Annotated in this window: 13 protein-coding genes; 5 read left to right on the forward strand and 8 right to left on the reverse strand. The window is 69.2% G+C overall.

The window, feature by feature from the left end; all coding sequences use genetic code 11:
* The 5 genes from E1193_RS03720 to E1193_RS03740 all read left to right on the forward strand — a co-directional run.
* On the forward strand, positions 1-887 hold an 887-nt coding region (locus tag E1193_RS03720), incomplete at its 5' end, for an arabinan endo-1,5-alpha-L-arabinosidase (protein ID WP_207922544.1).
* Between the two features lie 265 nt (positions 888-1,152).
* Entirely contained in the window at positions 1,153-2,556 is a 1,404-nt protein-coding gene (locus E1193_RS03725) for an RICIN domain-containing protein (RefSeq protein WP_243707265.1), read from the forward strand.
* Positions 2,557-2,619: 63 nt separating this feature from the next.
* The gene (locus E1193_RS31700; RefSeq protein WP_207922545.1) at positions 2,620-4,161 is read left to right on the forward strand and encodes a family 43 glycosylhydrolase; all 1,542 of its coding nucleotides are present in this window, start codon (positions 2,620-2,622) and stop codon (positions 4,159-4,161) included.
* Between the two features lie 9 nt (positions 4,162-4,170).
* Positions 4,171-5,763 (forward strand): RICIN domain-containing protein, encoded by a 1,593-nt coding sequence (locus tag E1193_RS03735; RefSeq protein WP_132180267.1) that lies wholly within the window; start codon positions 4,171-4,173, stop codon positions 5,761-5,763.
* Between the two features lie 229 nt (positions 5,764-5,992).
* Positions 5,993-7,330: a S8 family peptidase gene (locus E1193_RS03740; RefSeq protein WP_132180269.1), complete on the forward strand. Its 1,338-nt coding sequence runs from the start codon at positions 5,993-5,995 to the stop codon at positions 7,328-7,330.
* 208 nt (positions 7,331-7,538) lie between these two features.
* On the opposite strand, the gene E1193_RS03745 is transcribed toward E1193_RS03740, so the two are convergent.
* From E1193_RS03745 to allB, 8 genes are all read right to left on the reverse strand, one after another.
* Positions 7,539-8,366, reverse strand: a complete 828-nt coding sequence (locus E1193_RS03745) for an SAM-dependent methyltransferase (protein WP_132180271.1) — start codon at positions 8,364-8,366, stop codon at positions 7,539-7,541.
* A gap of 201 nt (positions 8,367-8,567) precedes the next feature.
* Positions 8,568-8,894, reverse strand: a complete 327-nt coding sequence (gene uraH, locus E1193_RS03750; RefSeq protein ID WP_132180273.1) for a hydroxyisourate hydrolase — start codon at positions 8,892-8,894, stop codon at positions 8,568-8,570.
* Positions 8,891-9,403, reverse strand: a complete 513-nt coding sequence (gene uraD / locus E1193_RS03755) for a 2-oxo-4-hydroxy-4-carboxy-5-ureidoimidazoline decarboxylase (protein ID WP_132180275.1) — start codon at positions 9,401-9,403, stop codon at positions 8,891-8,893. The genes uraH and uraD overlap by 4 nt, the downstream gene beginning before the upstream one ends.
* On the reverse strand, positions 9,400-10,827 hold the full coding sequence (gene guaD, locus E1193_RS03760) for a guanine deaminase (protein ID WP_132180277.1): 1,428 nt from the start codon (positions 10,825-10,827) through the stop codon (positions 9,400-9,402). The genes uraD and guaD overlap by 4 nt, the downstream gene beginning before the upstream one ends.
* The gene (gene xdhC / locus E1193_RS03765) at positions 10,824-11,675 is read right to left on the reverse strand and encodes a xanthine dehydrogenase accessory protein XdhC (protein WP_132180279.1); all 852 of its coding nucleotides are present in this window, start codon (positions 11,673-11,675) and stop codon (positions 10,824-10,826) included. Before xdhC ends, guaD begins: the two co-directional genes overlap by 4 nt.
* On the reverse strand, positions 11,668-14,097 hold the full coding sequence (gene xdhB, locus E1193_RS03770) for a xanthine dehydrogenase molybdopterin binding subunit (RefSeq protein ID WP_132180281.1): 2,430 nt from the start codon (positions 14,095-14,097) through the stop codon (positions 11,668-11,670). Before xdhB ends, xdhC begins: the two co-directional genes overlap by 8 nt.
* Positions 14,081-15,604 (reverse strand): FAD binding domain-containing protein, encoded by a 1,524-nt coding sequence (locus E1193_RS03775; RefSeq protein ID WP_132180283.1) that lies wholly within the window; start codon positions 15,602-15,604, stop codon positions 14,081-14,083. Before E1193_RS03775 ends, xdhB begins: the two co-directional genes overlap by 17 nt.
* Positions 15,601-16,938 (reverse strand): allantoinase AllB, encoded by a 1,338-nt coding sequence (gene allB / locus E1193_RS03780; protein ID WP_132180285.1) that lies wholly within the window; start codon positions 16,936-16,938, stop codon positions 15,601-15,603. Before allB ends, E1193_RS03775 begins: the two co-directional genes overlap by 4 nt.
* Positions 16,939-17,014: the final 76 nt, after the last annotated feature.

Raw genomic sequence — 17,014 nt, forward strand, 5'->3', positions numbered from 1 at the left:
CCCCTGCCTCCTACCCCCAGCCGAGCCGGGTGTCCGGCGACATCGGCTTGCACGACCCGACCGTGGTCACCCGCCCGGAGGGCGGATACCTCGTCGCGCACACCGGGGGCAACATCGCACTGAAAACCTCCACCGACCGGGTGACCTTCCGCAACGCGGGCGCGGTCTTTCCCGGCGGCGCGCCCTGGACCACCACCTACACCGGTGGTTCGCGCGACCTGTGGGCACCGGACCTGTCGTACCACAATGGTCGTTACTACCTCTACTATTCGGCGTCAACCTTTCGCTCGAACCGCTCGGCGATCTTTCTCGCGACCAGCACCACCGGAGCCTCCGGCAGTTGGACCAATGAGGGCCTGGTCATCGAGTCCCGCACCTCGGACACGTTCAACGCGATCGACCCGAACCTCGTCGTCGACGACCAGGGCCGCTGGTGGTTGAGCTTCGGATCGTTCTGGTCCGGGATCAAGCTGGTGCAGCTCGACCCCGCCACCGGGCGGCGGCTCGGCACCACGATGCACAGCCTCGCCAACTACGTGCCCGGCATCGAGGCGCCCGTCATGACCAAGCGCGGCGCCTGGTACTACCTGTACGTCTCGTTCGACCGCTGCTGCCAGGGCGCCAGCAGCACCTACCGCGTGATGGTCGGTCGCTCCGCCAGCCCGACCGGGCCGTTCGTCGACCGCGCCGGCCGGGGCATGCTTGCCGGCGGCGGCACCCAGATCCTGGCCTCGCACGGCAGTGTCCATGGACCCGGCCACCCAGCCGTCCTCGCCGACCGCGACGGCGACCACCTCTTCTACCACTACTACGCCAACAACGGCGCATCGTTGCTCGGCATCAACCGGATCGGCTACGACGCCGCCGGCTGGCCCTACGTCTACTGACCAGCATGGCGCCGATCGATTCACGAATACCTCGCCGGCGACGACGTCCGCGAGCGGCGAGCCAGGCCGTCGACCCGGAAGCCACCCCACACCCATCCTTGACCGTCTATATGACAAATGCCATACTGCCCCCGGTATGTTGGCGTGAACATCGCCCTTTCGACGCCCTTATCATCACAACTCGACGAGATCGGTCAATACGATGGCACCTCACCCCCGTTCCCTCCGTCGCGTTTTAATCAGCGTTCTGAGCACGCTAGCCCTGGTGCCGGTCGCCGTCGTCGCCGGCGCCCCATCGGCCGGCGCCGACACCAGCCAGTTCAAGGGTGTGAACTGGGCCGTGCCGGGCGACAACTTCGTCGAAGGTCTGCTCGTCCTCGACGGGCTGAACCAGTCGGACAGTTACACGACCGTCCGGGCCAAGGCGGACGCCGTCTACAACGGGTTCGAAAACCAACTCGGCGTCAACACCGTCCGGTTGCCGATCAACACCCACACCGTCGGTTCGTCGTGGTGGAACGCCTATCGCGGCACCATCGACGCCGCCACCGCCAGAGGGTTCAAGGTCATTCTCGCTTACTGGGAGGACGGGGCGGCGTCCGGTGGCCGAATCACCAACACGGCCGCCTTCAACTCGATGTGGAACACCGTGACGGCCCAGTACGGCTCCAACGGCCTGGTCTACTTCGAGCCGATGAACGAACCCCACGGCTACAGCGCCTCCGAGTGGACAAACCTCGCCGCCTCGTGGATAAACGCCCGGGCGTCGGTCCCGCGTGGCCGGATCCTTGTGGGCGGCAGCGGCTACAGCCAGGACCTCAGGCCGGTCTGCGCCGACAGTCGCCTCGCCGGCACGCTGCTGTCCTACCACCACTACACCTTCTTCTACGGCACCAGGGACTATGCCGGCTGGGTCCAGAGCTTCCGGGAGCGCCTGGGCAGCTGCGCCTCACGCGCGGTCACGACCGAGTTCGGCGCTCAGATGGACTTCGGCCTGAACTACCACGACGCAGGCAGCACCAACAACTTCGTCCGGTACTTCCGTGCCGTCACCGACTCCATGCGGGACCTCCGCATGGGTTCGGTCTACTGGCCCGCGATCGGCGGAAAGATCAGCGAGTACGGCTACGACCGATACTCCATGTTCGTGCTCCAAGGCAGTGGCACCAACTTGTCCCTGAGTATCCGCAACTCCACCGGCGCCGATCGGCTCAGGCACGGCTGGGGCGACGGTGGGGGTGGCACCACCGAAACGTTCACACTAACGGCCCGGCATTCGGGCAAGTGCGTCGACGTGATCAGCGCGTCCACCTCAGACGGCGCCGAGGTCGCCCAGTACGGCTGCAACGGCAACAGCAACCAGCGCTGGGAGTTCCGAAACGCCGGTAACGGCTACTACCAGATTGTGGCCCAACACTCTGGCAAGTGTCTGCACGTGGATGGCGCCTCGACCGCCAACAGCGCCAGGATCATCCAGTGGACCTGTAACAGCGGGCAGAATCAGCAATGGCAGACGCAGGACGCCGGAAGCGGCCGTGTGCGCCTGGTCGCACGCCACTCCGGCAAATGCCTGGACGTGCCGAGCAGTTCCACCGCAGACGGCACCCGCCTGATCCAATACACCTGCGGCACCGGGCAGAACCAACAGTTCACGCGAAACGCGGCATGAGCCTTCCGCCTCAGCCTGGCGGTACCAGTGATGACGTGGCAATCTCCCGGAAGGAGCTCCTCCGTGTTCCAGTTCAGGGCTGATCGCCGATACCGGTATCGCGCCGGTGAGAACCGTCGCCGGGGAATCCCTCCACAGGCCGCGATCATCGCCGGAGCGGCCACGCTGATCGCCAGCATGGCCATCGCCGACGCCACCGTGCCGGCTTCGGCGTCCACCCGCGCCCAGGAGTCGTCGGCTCAGCCGCCGACTATCCAGGACACCGGCGCGTCCGGCGCGGGGGCCTTCGCCGCGACGTTGCCGACCGGCGCCCAATCGCTGGAGTCGGTCAACCAGCCGGGCCGCTATGTGCGGCATCTGAACTCAACCGGTCAACTCGCGCCGGTGACCTCCAGCAGCGACGCCGGGACGAAGCGAGACGCCACCTTCACGGTCGTGAACGGCCTGGCATCACCGGCCTGCTATTCGTTCCAGGCCAGGGATGGGCGGTTCCTGCGGCACCGCGACTTCCGGCTGCGGGTGGATGCCAACACCGGCGATACGACGTTCCGGGGTGATGCCACCTTCTGCCCAACGGCGGGGTCGGTTGCCGGGTCGGTGTCGCTGGTGTCGTACAACTACCCGAGCCGGCGGGTCCGGCACCGCGATGCCGCGCTCTGGTTGGACACCTACCAGTCCACGGCCCAGTTCCAGGCGGACAGTTCGTTCCGCGTTGTCGCGCCCTGGACGCCCAAGACGACCAGGGGGCCGGTCATCCCGGGGCTGTTCGCCGACCCGCACATCACGACCTTCAACGGCCGCTACTACCTGTATCCAACCACTGACGGGTACGCGAGTTGGAGCGGCACGTACCTCAAGTCGTTTTCCTCCGCCGACTTGGTGAACTGGACCGACCACGGGGTGATCTTCGACTACGGGCCGGACGTGTCGTGGGCGGACAACTCGGCCTGGGCGCCGGCCGTCGCGGCCAAAAACGGAAAGTACTTCCTGTACTTCTCCGGCGGGCTGGCCAGTGGCAACACCGCCAAGCAACTCGGCGTGGCCGTGTCCGACTCTCCGAGCGGGCCGTTCCGCGACGCGTTGGGGCGGCCGTTGATCCGTAGCGGTCAGTATTCCGGGCAGGCGATCGACCCGATGGTGTTCACCGACGACGACGGACGGTCGTATCTGTACTGGGGACAGGGCGCAGCGCGGGTGGTGCCACTGAACGATGACATGGTTTCGTTCGATTCTGCCCGAGTGCGGGTCATCACCCCGTCCGGGTACAACGAGGCGCCGTTCGTGTTCAAACGCAACGGCACCTACTACTTCATGTGGTCGGAGGGCGACACCCGTAGCGAGGACTACCGGGTCGCGTACGCCACCGGGTCCTCGCCACTGGGGCCGTGGACCAAACGTGGTGTCGTGCTGCAGAAGCGGCTCGACGTCGGCATCAAGGGCACCGGCCACCATTCGGTGGTCCGGGTACCGGGCACCGACACCTGGCACGTCGCCTACCACCGGTTCGCCGTTCCGGCCGGTAACGGCACCAATCGAGAAACCACCATCGACCGCATGGAATTCAACACCGACGGCACCATCCGCCCGATCGTGCCCACCTTGTAGGAGGCGCACATGTCCAGATTCCTCACCCGGCTGGGCGCACCGGTCACGGCCGTCCGCCTGCTGACCAGGCCGGGTCCCGACGCCGGTCCGCTGATTGCTCCCCGCCCGCGGTTCCGCCCCCGGGGCCTCGTCACCCTCGCCGTGGCGGCGCTGGTGGCCACTGCTGGCGCGCTCGTGGCGACCTCCGCCGCGGAGGCGGCGGTGATCGACCCCTCGGCTTACTACCAGGTCGTGGCGCGGCACAGCGGCAAGGCGGTCGAGATTGCCGGCCAGTCGAGTGCCGACGGCGCGGGCGTGCAGCAGTGGGCCCGCTCCGACCGGACCAGCCAGCAGTTCCAGTTCGTCGACGCGGGCGGCGGCTACTACAAGCTGCGCGCACGACACAGCGGCAAGGTCGTCGACGTGGCGGGCGGCTCCACGGCGGACGGCGCCGACGTCGTGCAGTACCCCGACAACGGCGGCACCAACCAGCAGTTCCGGGTCGTGGACACCAGCGACGGTTACGTCAAGCTGATCAACCGCAACAGTGGAAAGGCGCTCGACGTCTGGTCCCGCTCCACCGCCGACGGCGCGCGGGTCTCGCAGTACACCGACACCGGCGGCACCAACCAGCAGTGGCTGCTGGTCCGGGTCGGCGGCGGCCCGCCGAGCCCGAGTCCCGCCTACGCCGGCTACCTGTTCAGCTACATGCTCGGCGAAGGCTCCGCCAACGGTGAGCAGGTGTACTTCGCTCTCAGCCAGGGCAACGACCCCACCCGCTGGCGGCAGCTCAACGGCGGCCGGCCGGTGATGACCTCCACCGTCGGCACCCGCGGGGTGCGCGACCCGTTCATCATCCGCTCACCGCAGGGCGACCGATTCTTCCAGATCGCCACCGACCTGCGTATCTACGGCAACGGCAACTGGGACGCCGCGCAGCGCACCGGCAGCAAGTCCATCGTGGTCTGGGAGTCCACCGACCTGGTGAACTGGAGTGCTCCGCGACTGGTGCGGGTCTCGCCGGACACCGCTGGCAACACCTGGGCGCCCGAGGCGTACTTCGACGAAACCCTCGGTCAGTACGTCGTCTACTGGGCTTCCAAGCTGTACGCCACCAACGACCCCAACCACACCGGCACCACCTACAACCGGATGATGTACGCGACCACCAGCGACTTCCGCACCTTCAGCGCCCCGCAGGTGTGGGTCGACAAGGGCTACTCGACCATCGACTCCACGATGATCAAGCACAACGGCACGTACTACCGGTTCACCAAGGACGAGCGCAGCGCCTCCCAGTCGACGTGCGGCAAGTTCATTCTCGCGGAAACGTCGACCACCATTCTGAACCGCAACTACTCCTACCTGCGCGATTGCATCGGCCGCGGCTCTCTCTCGCAGGGCGAGGGGCCGCTGGTGTTCAAGTCGAACACCGAGCAACGGTGGTACCTGTTCATCGACGAGTACGGCGGTCGCGGGTACATCCCGTTCACCACCACCGATCTCAACAGCGGGCAGTGGAGCATGGTTTCCAGCTACACCCTGCCCGGCCGCCCGCGCCACGGCACAGTACTGCCGGTCACCCAGGCCGAGTACGACCGCATTTCGCAGCGGTGGGGCTAGCTGGTGTCCCTGCTCCTCGACCGGCGGCACCCGGCCCGCACCGACCCGCTCCCGTACCGGTCGGGCTAGGGACGCACGTCCCGTCGGTGGCTGCCGCGGATGAAGCCGCAGCCACCGGCGGGGCTCTGCCCGTCGCGCCCCGCCGGCGGATAGTTTCGCCTACCATCGATGTCTCCGTCGGCTGCGGGACGACGGGGACCGCAACGGGGATCGGCCGGGAAGGCAACAGATGAAGTCTCCACAGGTCAACTCGCACCGGAACACCACGTCGCGTCGGTTCGGCGCGCTGGCTGTGGCCGTCGCGGTCGCGGCGGCGTCACTGGTCGGCGTCGGCACGCCGGCGGCGGCCGAGCCGGCCGCGATCCTCGGCGCAGGCGAGCCGGGTGCGGTGCCGGGCTACTACCTCGTGGTGTTGAAGGACAGCGTCGTGCTCAGGGACAGCGGCGTGCTCACGCGGGACGGCCAGGTGCCGCGCGGCGCGCTGTCCGTCCCGGCCCGCCGGGCGGCCGCAGAGGCGGTGGACCGGACGGCGCGGGCACTGGCCGACCGGTACGGCGCGACGGTGGGGCACCGGTACAGCGCGGCGTTGCGCGGCTTCACTGTTCGGGCCAGCGAGGCGGCGGCCAGGCGCATCGCCACCGACGCGTCGGTGGCCTTCGTGGAGCAGAACCGCCGGGTACGGCTGAACGACGCCTCGACGCCCGCCACCACGCTGGGCACCCAGCCGAATCCACCGTCATGGGGGCTGGACCGGGTGGATCAGCGCAACCTGCCGCTGGACAACTCGTTCAGCTACCCGTCCTCGGGCGGCCAGGGCGTGCACGCCTACGTGATCGACTCCGGTATCCGCTTCACCCATCAAGACTTCGGAGGCCGTGTCGTCAACGGCATCGACGTGGTCGACGGCGGAACCGCCGACGACTGCTACGGGCACGGCAGCCACGTCGCCGGCACCCTGGCCGGCACGACGTACGGGGTGGCCAAGAACGTCACCCTTGTCGCGGTACGCGTCTGGGCGTGCGACGCCACCGGTGACATCGCCACGACCACCCAGGCGATCGACTGGGTCACCGCGAACGCCCAGCGTCCCGCCGTGACGAACATGAGCTTCGGCTGGCCGACATCATTCAGCTCAGGCGCGTTCGAGGCCGCGACCAACGGGTTGATCGATTCGGGGGTGACCGTCGTCGCCTCTGCCGGCAACGACGCCGGGGACGCCTGCGCCAAGACGCCGGCGTTCATCCCGGCGGCGCTCACCGTCGGGAACACCTGGTCCGACGACGGTGCTGCCTGGCTGAGCAACCACGGCCCGTGCGTGGACCTGTTCGCCCCCGGCCAGAACATCGTCTCCGCCGGATACGCCAACGACACCGCCGTGGCCGTCAAGAGCGGCACCTCGATGGCGGCACCGCACGTGGCCGGTGCCGCCGCGCTGATCCTGGCCGCGAATCCCACCTGGACCCCGGCGCAGGTGCACGCCCAGGTGCTCGGGAACGCCACTTCGGGCGTCGTGTTCAACACTCGGCCCAACACGACCAGCCGCCTGCTGTACGTGCCGTCCTCCTGAGGCCTCGGCGATCCCGGCGGGCGCCGGTAGGGATTGCCCAGGCCGCGATGGTGCCGACAGCCCACTGCCCGCTGGTCCTCGTGGCCGTCCGCGGAGAACCTGCCGTCGGCAGAGAGTCGGCTATGGTGGTGGTTGACCGTTTGGGTGCGGTAGCGGCCACCGGGAGGGGCTGGCCCTCCGCGAAAGCCCCGCTCGTTCGGAACCGGCTTCAGGTCTTGCGGGCGACGAGCCCGACAAAGGTCTGGTAGGTGTCGGTCTGCCTCGGGGTACCCTCGCCCGGCTCCGGCCGCCACTCGGCCAGCGGCACCAGACCCGGCTCCACCACCTCCAAGCCTTCGACGAAGGACAGGATCTCCTCGTCGGTGCGCCATCGGCCGGTGCCGAGCGACTGGTTGAAGATTCGTTCTACCTCCTGCGCCTTCCGGGAGGCGTCCGGGTGCCGCTCGCCGGGGTCGCGGAAGTGGGAGATTGCCACGTAGCTGCCGGAAGGAAGCGCCTCGCTCAGAGTCGCCGCCACCGCTTTCGGATCTTCGTCGTCCCGGAGGTGGTGCAGGATCGCGAAGAGCAGCAGCCCGATTGGACGGTCGAAGTCCAGGAACTTACGAACGTCCGGATGTTCCAGAATGGCCTGCGGCGATCGGACGTCCGCCTGGATCACCGTGGCCGTCCCGGCATGGGCCAGCAGCGCCCGCCCGTGCGCCAACACGATCGGGTCGTAGTCGACGTAGACCACCCGTGCCCGCGGGTCGTGACGGGTGGCCACCTCGTGCACGTTGCCCTGCGTCGGCAGGCCCGAGCCGAGATCGAGGAACTGGCAGATCCCCTCTTCGGCGACGAGGAAACGAACCACCCGGCGCAGGAAGGCCCGGTTCGCCTGGGCGGCCTGCGGACCGTCCGGCGTGATTTTGAGCGCGTGCTCGGCGACTTCGCGGTCGGCCGCGAAGTTGTCCTTGCCGCCGAGCATGAAGTCGTAGACCCGGGCCACGCTCGGCACGTTCATGTCGACGTCGGGCGCAGCCCCCTGCTGACTCGTCACTGTTCGTCTCCCCGTCCACACCGGAACGTCATCGTCCGCGCCGCCTCGAGTCGCGGTTGGACAGAGTGTAGCGATGCGCCGGCACAATTCTGCAGACACCTGTCGTTGGCGGTTGAATCGCCCACCAACCGCTGCGACGGCGAGCCCTCGACCAGAGATGCGCTACGAAGGATCGGGTTCGGAACCTCCGCCGTCCACCGTTCAGCTCCCCCGGTAGGTCGAGTAGCCGAACGGGCTGAGCAACAGCGGTACGTGGTGGTGCACCGCGTCGTCGTCGATCTCGAAGGTGACCACCACCTCCGGGTAGAAGGTGGGCACGTTGCGCTCCGCGAAGTACTGCCCGGTGTCGAACCGGAGCCGGTGCGTACCCGAGCCGGATATCCGGAGATTACTCACACGCCCGTCGGTGTCGGTACAGGCTTGGGTGACGTGTTGCCACGCATCGCCGAGACGGCGCTCGACCACCACCTGCACCTCCGACGCCGGCTGGCCCCTGCTGGCGTCCAGAACGTGAGTCGACAGGCTCATCGGTCCTCCGATCGTAGGAGCTTGCCCAGCCGCAGTCGATTGATCTTGGCAAGTTCGGCCAGCGAGACGGTCCGCTCCGCAACCGGGTCGTTCGTCAGCCGCACGCGGCAGATGTCAAGCAGATCCGTCGCCGGCAGCCCGGTCGCGCAGACCAGGTAGAGATGCCCGAAGCGCTGCTCGTACGCTGCGTTGGCAGCCGCGAGTTCTGCCCGCAGTTGCTCGTCCGCACCGGCGACGCCCGCCTGCTCCTGTCGCGACCACTGTTCGCCGTGGATTGGTACTCGCTCGCCGATTCGTGGGTGACCGGCCAACGCCTCGGTGAAGCCGGCCGGGTCGAGGGACATGGTGGCCGCGTCAGAGGCCACACCCAGCGCGTCCTGGTCGGCGTAAGGCCGTCCGGCAACGATCGCCGCCACCCAAACCCGGGCCGAGCAACATCGACACAGCGCCGACCGGAGATGGTCGTCGTCAGGAGCGGTGTTCAAGTGCTCCAGCGTCCAGATCGTCATCGGTTCAGACCACCATCGATTCCGGGCCGACGGAGGCGGCGCCTTCGCCCACCGCCTTCTGCACGGCGCGTTCGCTCGCCGCTCTGTCGTGTCCATGGTTGGAGACGAGTCCGAGGATGGGAAGGAAGAGCACGACCGACACGACCTGCCACCGGCACCCCATCGATCCACACCTGCGCCAGATCATGCGGTGTGGCCAGGGCGAACACCTTCGCAAGAGCCTCCTCCGGTCCATTCGAGTGGCGCATGCCGATGGCCAGCGGCGTGCCCGAGCGGGGTCGTATCCAGATCGCGTCGAACCGCTGGGCGACGCCCAGGTCGCCGATCTGGTCCCGCAGGCCCAATGCCTGCGCCCCCGCCGTGGTGGCCAGGTGCAACAGGTGCGTCGCGGTGAGCGGCACACCCTCCGCGCCGCGCAACCGTTGCATGAGGTACGCCTGAAGCCCCTCCTTGAAGAGGGAAAAGCCGGTGCCGGCACCCACGTCAGAGCCCAGCGCCACGTGCACGCCGTAGGCGAGGTGGCGGTCGAGTGGGAACAGGCCGCTGCCCAGTGCCGCGTTACTCGTCGGGCAGTGCGCCACACTGGCGCTGGCCTCGGCCAGTAGCTTGAGCTCGGTGTCGGCCGGATGCACGTTGTGCGCGAAGACACTGTGGCGGCCGACCAGTCCGTGCCGGCCATAGCAGTCGAGGTAGGTGTCCGCGCCGGACAACTGCCGAACCGTGGCGACCTCGTCAAGGTTTTCGTTGAGGTGTGCGGTGATCCAGCTGCCCGCCACGTCCCGGTGCAACTGCCCGCAGGCGGCGAGCAACTCGTCGCTGCACGACAGCGCGAATCGGGGTGTCACCGTGTACCTGCTGCGTCCGACGCCATGCCAGCGTTGTGCCAGCGCGCGGCCCTCGTCGTAGCTGCGCTGGGCGGATGTGTGCAGTTCCGGGCGCAGCATCCGGTCACCGACGACGAGGCCGCTGGTGATCCGCAGGCCGTACCCGGCGGCTGCCTGAAACAGCGCGTCCACCGCCGGGGCGAAATGAGAACCGAAGACCAGAGCCGTGGTCGTGCCCGCGCCGAGCAGGGCGGAGACGAACTCGGCGGCCACTGCGCGGGCGTAACCGACCTCGGCTGTCCGGGCCTCCTCGGGCAACGCGCAGCGTTCCAGCCACTCCAACAACGGCATCCCCAACGCCCCGATGACCCGAACCTGAGGGAAATGCACATGGGTGTCCACCAGGCCGGGCAACAGGATGCCGGCGGAGAGCTCGACCACCTGCGCCTCAGGATGCCGGGAGCGCAGCTCGGCGAAGGCGTCCCGTTCGACGATACGGCCGTTGTCGACCAGCAGACCCGCGTCACCGTCGTACCGCAGCGCACCGCCACGGAACGGGTCGTTCGGGGTGTCGATGACCTGAGCGCGGTAGAGGGTCATCGCTCGGCGTCCACGGATGCGGGGACGCCGACGGCGGTTCGGGCTTGTTCGATCCTGCACAGCAGGTCGGCGGCGACGCTGACGGCGATCGTCGCGGGCTCTTTGCCGCGGATGTCGGCGAGCCCGATCGGCGTGGTGACGCGGGTGAACGCCGTGGCGTCATGACCTTGGGCGGCGAGCTTGGCACGGAATCGGGCCCACTTGCCTGCCGAGCCGATGAGGCCGACAGAGCCGAAGTCGCCGCCGCGGAGGACCGCGTCGCAGAGGGCGAAGTCCTCGGCATGGTCGTGCGTCATGATCAGGACATGGGTGCCCGCGGGTAGCTCACCGAGCACGATCTCCGGCAGCACCGCCACCCGGTGGATGTGCACCTGCGCCACCGCGTCGGCGAGAACCGCCAGCCGGTCGTCGGCGAGCTGCTCCGGACGGGTGTCTATGAGGTGGAGATCGATGTCGTGCCGGGCCAGGACGCGGGCCAGTTCCAAGCCCACGTGCCCGACACCGAACAGCGCCACCGCCGGCACCACGGGCAAGGGTTCGAGCAGCACCGTCACCACACCGCCGCAGCACTGCACCCCGTGCTCGTACGGCGCCTTGTCCGACAGCGAGAGTGTGATCAGCTCCGGCGTGGCGCCTCCTGCGGTGAGCAGCGCGCGGGCCCGGTCGATCGCGACGGCCTCCATGTTGCCGCCACCGATCGAGCCCCAGGCTTGCGTCGCTCCCACCACGAGCTTGGCGCCGGCCGCTCGCGGCGCATGGCCACGCGCCGCCGCAAGTGTGACAAGCACGCCCGGCTCGCGGGCGTCACGCAGGTGGGTCACCGCGGAGAGCCAGTTCCGCTCAGGCACGGCTCACCGCCGGGTCGATCCGCCCCAAGTCCGGAGGCATGGCGGGTGTTTCCACCCCCGGCCGCAGGTCAGCCCCTGCCGCGCCGCCGCGCCCGTCACCGGCGCGCGCCCGCTCGATCGCCCAGAACACGGCCTCGGGTGTGGCTGGTGAGGCGAGGTCGACGCTGGTGCTGGCGGTCCCGAACGCCGCCGTGGCCTGGCGCAGCGCCTCGCGCACGGAGAAGGCGAGCATCAGCGGGGGTTCGCCCACCGCCTTGGAGCCATAGACCACCTGATCCTCCGCCGCATCGGTCAGCAGCATGACATTGAAGATCTCCGGCATTTCCGAGAAGCTGGGCAACTTGTACGTACTGGCCGCCTGCGTGTGCAGCCGCCCGCGCGCCGCTCCGGGCCCGGTGTCCCACCGCAGGTCCTCCAGGGTCAGCCAACCCGCGCCCTGCACGAACCCACCCTCGATCTGGCCGATGTCGATGAGCGGCGACAGACTGTCCCCGACATCGTGCGCGATGTCCACCCGCCGGGTCCGGTGCGCGCCGGTGAAACCGTCCACCTCGACCTCGGCGGCCGCCACCCCGTACGCGAAGTACTTGAACGGCGAGCCCTGCATCACCGACGAGTCCCAGTGCAGCCCCTCGGTACGGTAGAAGCCTGCAGCGAACAGCTGAACCCGCTGGAAGTAGGCGGCTCGGACCAACTCGTCCCACTCGATCCCCGCGGCGGCTCCGATGCCGCGTGCCACGCCGTCGACGATCCGAACGTCTGCCGCGCTGGTACCCAGCATCGTGGCCGCCACCGGGGCCAGGCGTACGCGGATCTGTTCGCAGGCGTGCCTGACCGCACCACCGTTGAGGTCGGCGCCGCAGCTCGCCGCAGTCGCCGAGGTGTTGGGCACCTTGTCGGTTCGGGTGGGCGCCAGCCGCACCCGGCGCAGCGGGATGCCCAGGGTGGTCGCCGCCACCTGCAACATCTTGGTGTGCAGACCTTGGCCCATCTCGGTGCCGCCGTGGTTTATCAACACCGATCCGTCCCGGTACACGTGCACGAGCGCGCCGGCCTGGTTGAACGCGGTGAGGTTGAAGGAGATGCCGAACTTGACCGGCGTGACGGCCAGACCACGTTTGGTATGCGGATGTGCGGTGTTGAAGGCGGCGATCTCCCGCTGCCGGGTGATGACGTCACCGGTGTCGAGAACCTGCCGCCAGAGCCTGTCCAGCCGATCCGGGTGCCGAACCACCTGGCCGTACGGGGTGGTCTGACCGACGCGGTAGAAGTTCCGTCGGCGCAGGTCCATCGGATCGATGCCGAGCAGGGGGGCGCACCGGCCGAGGATGTCCTCGATGACCATCATGCCCTGCGGGCCGCCGAAGCCCCGGAAGGCGGTGCTGGACGTCTTGTGGGTTCGCACGATGCGGCCGTTGAGCCGCACGTGCGGCAGCCAGTACGCGTTGTCGACGTGGCACAGCGCGCGGGCCAGCACCGGCTCGGACAGGTCGAGGCTCCAGCCGCCGTCCGCGGTCAGCGTCGCTTCGAGCGCCTGTAGCCGACCCGCCGCGTCGAATCCCACTCGCCAGTGGACGAGGAACCCGTGCCGCTTGCCCGACATGGTCAGATCCTGGGCGCGGGTGAGGCGCACCCGTACCGGGCGTCCGGTGAGCGTCGCGCCCAGCGCGGCGATGGCGGCGAAACCGTGCGGCTGCATCTCCTTGCCGCCAAAGCCGCCGCCCATGCGCAGGCACTGGACGGTGACCTCGTGGCTGGCCCGGCCAAGCACGTGCGCGACGATCTCCTGGGTCTCCGAGGGGTGTTGGGTGCTGCTCTGCACGAAGATCTGCCCGGCTTCGTCGACGTGGGCCAGCGCACAGTGCGTCTCAAGGTAGAAGTGCTCCTGCCCGGCGAACTCGAGCTCCCCACTGAACACGTGCCCGGCGTCGGCCAGCCCGGCCTCGACATCACCACGCACCAGCTGTGGGCTGGCGCCCTGGAAGCTGCCGGCGGCGATTGCCTCCCGTACCGTCACGTAGGACGGCAGCGGCTCCGCCTCGACCTCCACGGCCGCCGCGCCCAGGCGTGCCGCCTCAAACGTCTCGGCGAGCACCCAACAGACGGCGTGGCCGAAGAACATCACCTCGTCGGGGAAGAGCGGCTCGTCGTGCTTGACCCCGGCGTCGTTGACCCCAGGCACATCGGCGGCCGTGAGCACCCGGACGACGCCCGGCACGCGCAGTGCCGGTGCAATTCGCAACGCGGTGACCCGGGCATGCGCCTGCGGCACCTGCACGGGATGGGCGTGCAGCACGTCCTTGGTACGGTAGATCAGGTCGTCGGTGTACAGGGCGGTGCCGGTGACGTGCAGCGTCGCACTCTCGTGCGGCACCGGGGCGCCGACCCCGGGGCTCTCCGGTCGCTCAGACAGAGCGCTCATGTTGCGGACTCCTCTCGACGGCGCTCGCAGTGATCGCTGCGCTTGGTGTGCCCGCGCCTGCGGGCACCTCGTCCGGAGCCGAGTTCTCGGCGTACAGCTTGAGCAGACTCTGGCCGAGCATGGCGGCCCGGTACTCGGCACTGGACCGATGGTCGTCCAGGGGCGTTCCCTCGCCGCGCAGTACCCGCGCGGCGGTTGCGGCGGTGGCTGCGGACCAGGACCGGCCCTCCAGTGCCGCCTCGGTGGCCCGGGCCCGGATGGGCGTGGCCGCCACCCCACCAAGGCCGATACGTGCCCGGACGACCGTGCCGTCGACGACGTCGAGGGCGAAGCCGACGGCAACGCTGGCGATGTCGTCGAACCGTCGCTTCGCGATCTTGTGGAAGGCGACGAGGTCGGCGAGCGGCAGTGGGATCCGCACCGCGCGGATCAGCTCTTCGGGGTGACGGACGCTGCGCCGGTATCCGGTGAAGTAGTCCGCCAGCCGCACCCGACGCTCGCCGTCGGCGCTGACCAGGACGACATCGGCGGCGAGCGCGAGCAACACCGGCGGGGTGTCGCCGACCGGGGAACCGGTGCCAAGGTTGCCACCGATGGTGGCGCTGTTGCGGACAAGCCTGGACGCGAACAGGGGGAACATCTGGGCGAGCAACGGCACCCGGCCGGCGAGGCGGCGCTCGATCTCGCTGAGGGTCAGCCCGGCGCCGATCTCGACGCACTCTGGCCCGAACGTCAATTCCCGCAGCTCTGAGAGCTGGTCGATGGCGATGACCGACCCGGCGCGCGTGCCACGCAGGTTCACCTCCACGCCCCAGTCGGTCGAACCAGCCACCACGGTGGCAGCGGGCCGCTCGCGCAGCAACCGCAGCGCGTCGGGCAGCGAGGCTGGCCGGATGAACTCCCGGCCCCCGTGCTTCAGTCGGACCGGCCGGGGCGGCGCCGGAGGCGCCTGCCGGCGCTGCGCGAGCTGATCCTCGGGCGCGGGTGGCCCGAGTGCGTACGCGGCGTCGCGGATCGGCCGGTAGCCGGTACAGCGGCACAGGTTACCGCTGAGGGCGTGCAGGTCGAAGCCGTTGGGCCCGTGGTCGTGGTCGGTCACCGCGCCGTCCGGAAACGCCTCTCGGCCGGGACGGTAGTACTCGGCAGCCATGCTGCAGACGAAGCCGGGCGTGCAGTATCCACACTGGGAACCGCCGCGGACGGCCATCTCGTGCTGGACCGCGTGCAGGCGGTCCGGGCTGCCCAGGCCCTCGGCCGTGACGATCTCCTGGGCGGCGAGGGCGGCTGCGGGCACCAGACATGCGTTGATCGCCGCCCATTCCGTGGGAGATTCGACGCCGGGGCGGGCGACGAGCACGGAGCATGCGCCGCACTCACCCTCCCCACAGCCCTCCTTGCAGCCGGTGAGGCCCTGTTCGCGCAGCCATTCCAGTGCGGTGGTGTGTGGTGTGACATCCCCGAGCGGGACGTTCTGGCCGTTGACCCTGATCTCGACGGTGTCGGTCATCTGTGTCCCCTCGTCAGCAGCTTGCCGAACGGCCGGCCATCCGCACGCACACGCATCCCACGAAGCCAGGTCTGCCGAACGACGCCGACCAGCCGCCGACCCGAGTACGCCGTGACCTGGTTGCGGTGCAGCAGGCGTACCGGATCGACGACGAACTCGGCGTCCGGGGCGAGAACACACAGGTCGGCGTCGGCGCCGACGGCGATGCGACCCTTGTGCGCCAGCCCGACGCGCTCGGCCGGGCGCTGCGCCATCCACCGCGTCACCTCGGTCAGCGAGTGCCCGCGCGAGCGTGCCGCCGTCCAAACCACCGGCAGCCCCAGTTGCAGGCCCGCGATGCCGCCCCAAGCCCTGCCGAAGTCGCCCAGGTCGAGCAGCTTGAGCTCAGCCGTGCAGGGTGAGTGGTCTGAGACGACCATGTCGATGTCCCCGGCGGCGAGCGCCTGCCACAACCGGTCCCGGTTACCACCGTCCCGGATCGGCGGACAGCACTTGAACTGGGTGGCCCCGTCCGGGACGTCGGCCGCGGACAGCGTCAGATAGTGCGGGCAGGTCTCCACCGAGACATCGACGCCGGCGGCCCTGGCGGCGGCGAGTCCCGGCAGCGCGTGCGCACTGGAAAGGTGCAGCACGTGGGCCCGACCACCGGTCGCGCGGGCCACGTCGATCACCTGGTCGATCGCGCGCTGCTCGGCCAGGTGCGGGCGGGAACGCAGGAAGGCCGCGTACCCCGGCCCGGCCGTGGGCGGCGCCTGCGCGATCACCCCAGCGTCCTCGGCGTGCACGATCAGCATCGCCCCGAGGCGTGCCGTCTCGGCCATCGTCGCGGCGAAGCCCGAGGCGTCCAGCGGCGGAAACTCCGGCACCCCCGAGTCGAGCAGGAAGCACTTGAAACCGAAGACTCCAGCGTCGTGCAGGGCGGCCAGATCGGCGAGGTTGCCGGGCACCGCCCCGCCCCAGAAGCCCACGTCGACGTGCACCTGGGCGCGGGCGCAGTCCCGCTTGGCAGCCAGCGCGGCGGTCGTGGTCGTCGGCGGGATGCTGTTGAGCGGCATGTCCACGATCGTCGTGACCCCGCCCGCTGCGGCCGCCCGGGTCGCGCTGGCGTAGCCCTCCCATTCGGTACGGCCGGGTTCGTTGACGTGCACATGGGTGTCGACGAGCCCGGGCAGAAGCACCTCGTCGTCGGCGAGGGCGACCAACTCCCGGGCTTCCAGCGTCTCGTCGAACGGCGCTACGACGGCGATGCGCCCGTCGCGCACACCGACCACGCACGCCGCCTCGGCGCCATCGACGACCACGCGCCGACCGCGGAAGGCGAGGTCCAGCGTCATGATCGCGCCTCGTCGGGTCGCCCGGCGGTCCAACAGTTGGCAGGGCGGTGACACCCACAGTTGGTCATGTCGCTCT

This window comes from Micromonospora sp. KC606 (genome assembly GCF_004348675.1).
Classification (GTDB): Bacteria; Actinomycetota; Actinomycetes; order Mycobacteriales; family Micromonosporaceae; genus Micromonospora.

What these genes read in the sequence shown, in the direction of transcription:
- E1193_RS03735 (WP_132180267.1), top strand. Translation starts at nt 4,171, where the DNA reads ATGTCCAGATTCCTCACCCGGCTGGGCGCACCGGTCACGGCCGTCCGC.
- E1193_RS03740 (WP_132180269.1), top strand. Translation starts at nt 5,993, where the DNA reads ATGAAGTCTCCACAGGTCAACTCGCACCGGAACACCACGTCGCGTCGG.
- uraH (WP_132180273.1), bottom strand. Translation starts at nt 8,894, where the DNA reads ATGAGCCTGTCGACTCACGTTCTGGACGCCAGCAGGGGCCAGCCGGCG.
- uraD (WP_132180275.1), bottom strand. Translation starts at nt 9,403, where the DNA reads ATGACGATCTGGACGCTGGAGCACTTGAACACCGCTCCTGACGACGAC.
- guaD (WP_132180277.1), bottom strand. Translation starts at nt 10,827, where the DNA reads ATGACCCTCTACCGCGCTCAGGTCATCGACACCCCGAACGACCCGTTC.
- xdhB (WP_132180281.1), bottom strand. Translation starts at nt 14,097, where the DNA reads ATGAGCGCTCTGTCTGAGCGACCGGAGAGCCCCGGGGTCGGCGCCCCG.
- E1193_RS03775 (WP_132180283.1), bottom strand. Translation starts at nt 15,604, where the DNA reads ATGACCGACACCGTCGAGATCAGGGTCAACGGCCAGAACGTCCCGCTC.
- allB (WP_132180285.1), bottom strand. Translation starts at nt 16,938, where the DNA reads ATGACGCTGGACCTCGCCTTCCGCGGTCGGCGCGTGGTCGTCGATGGC.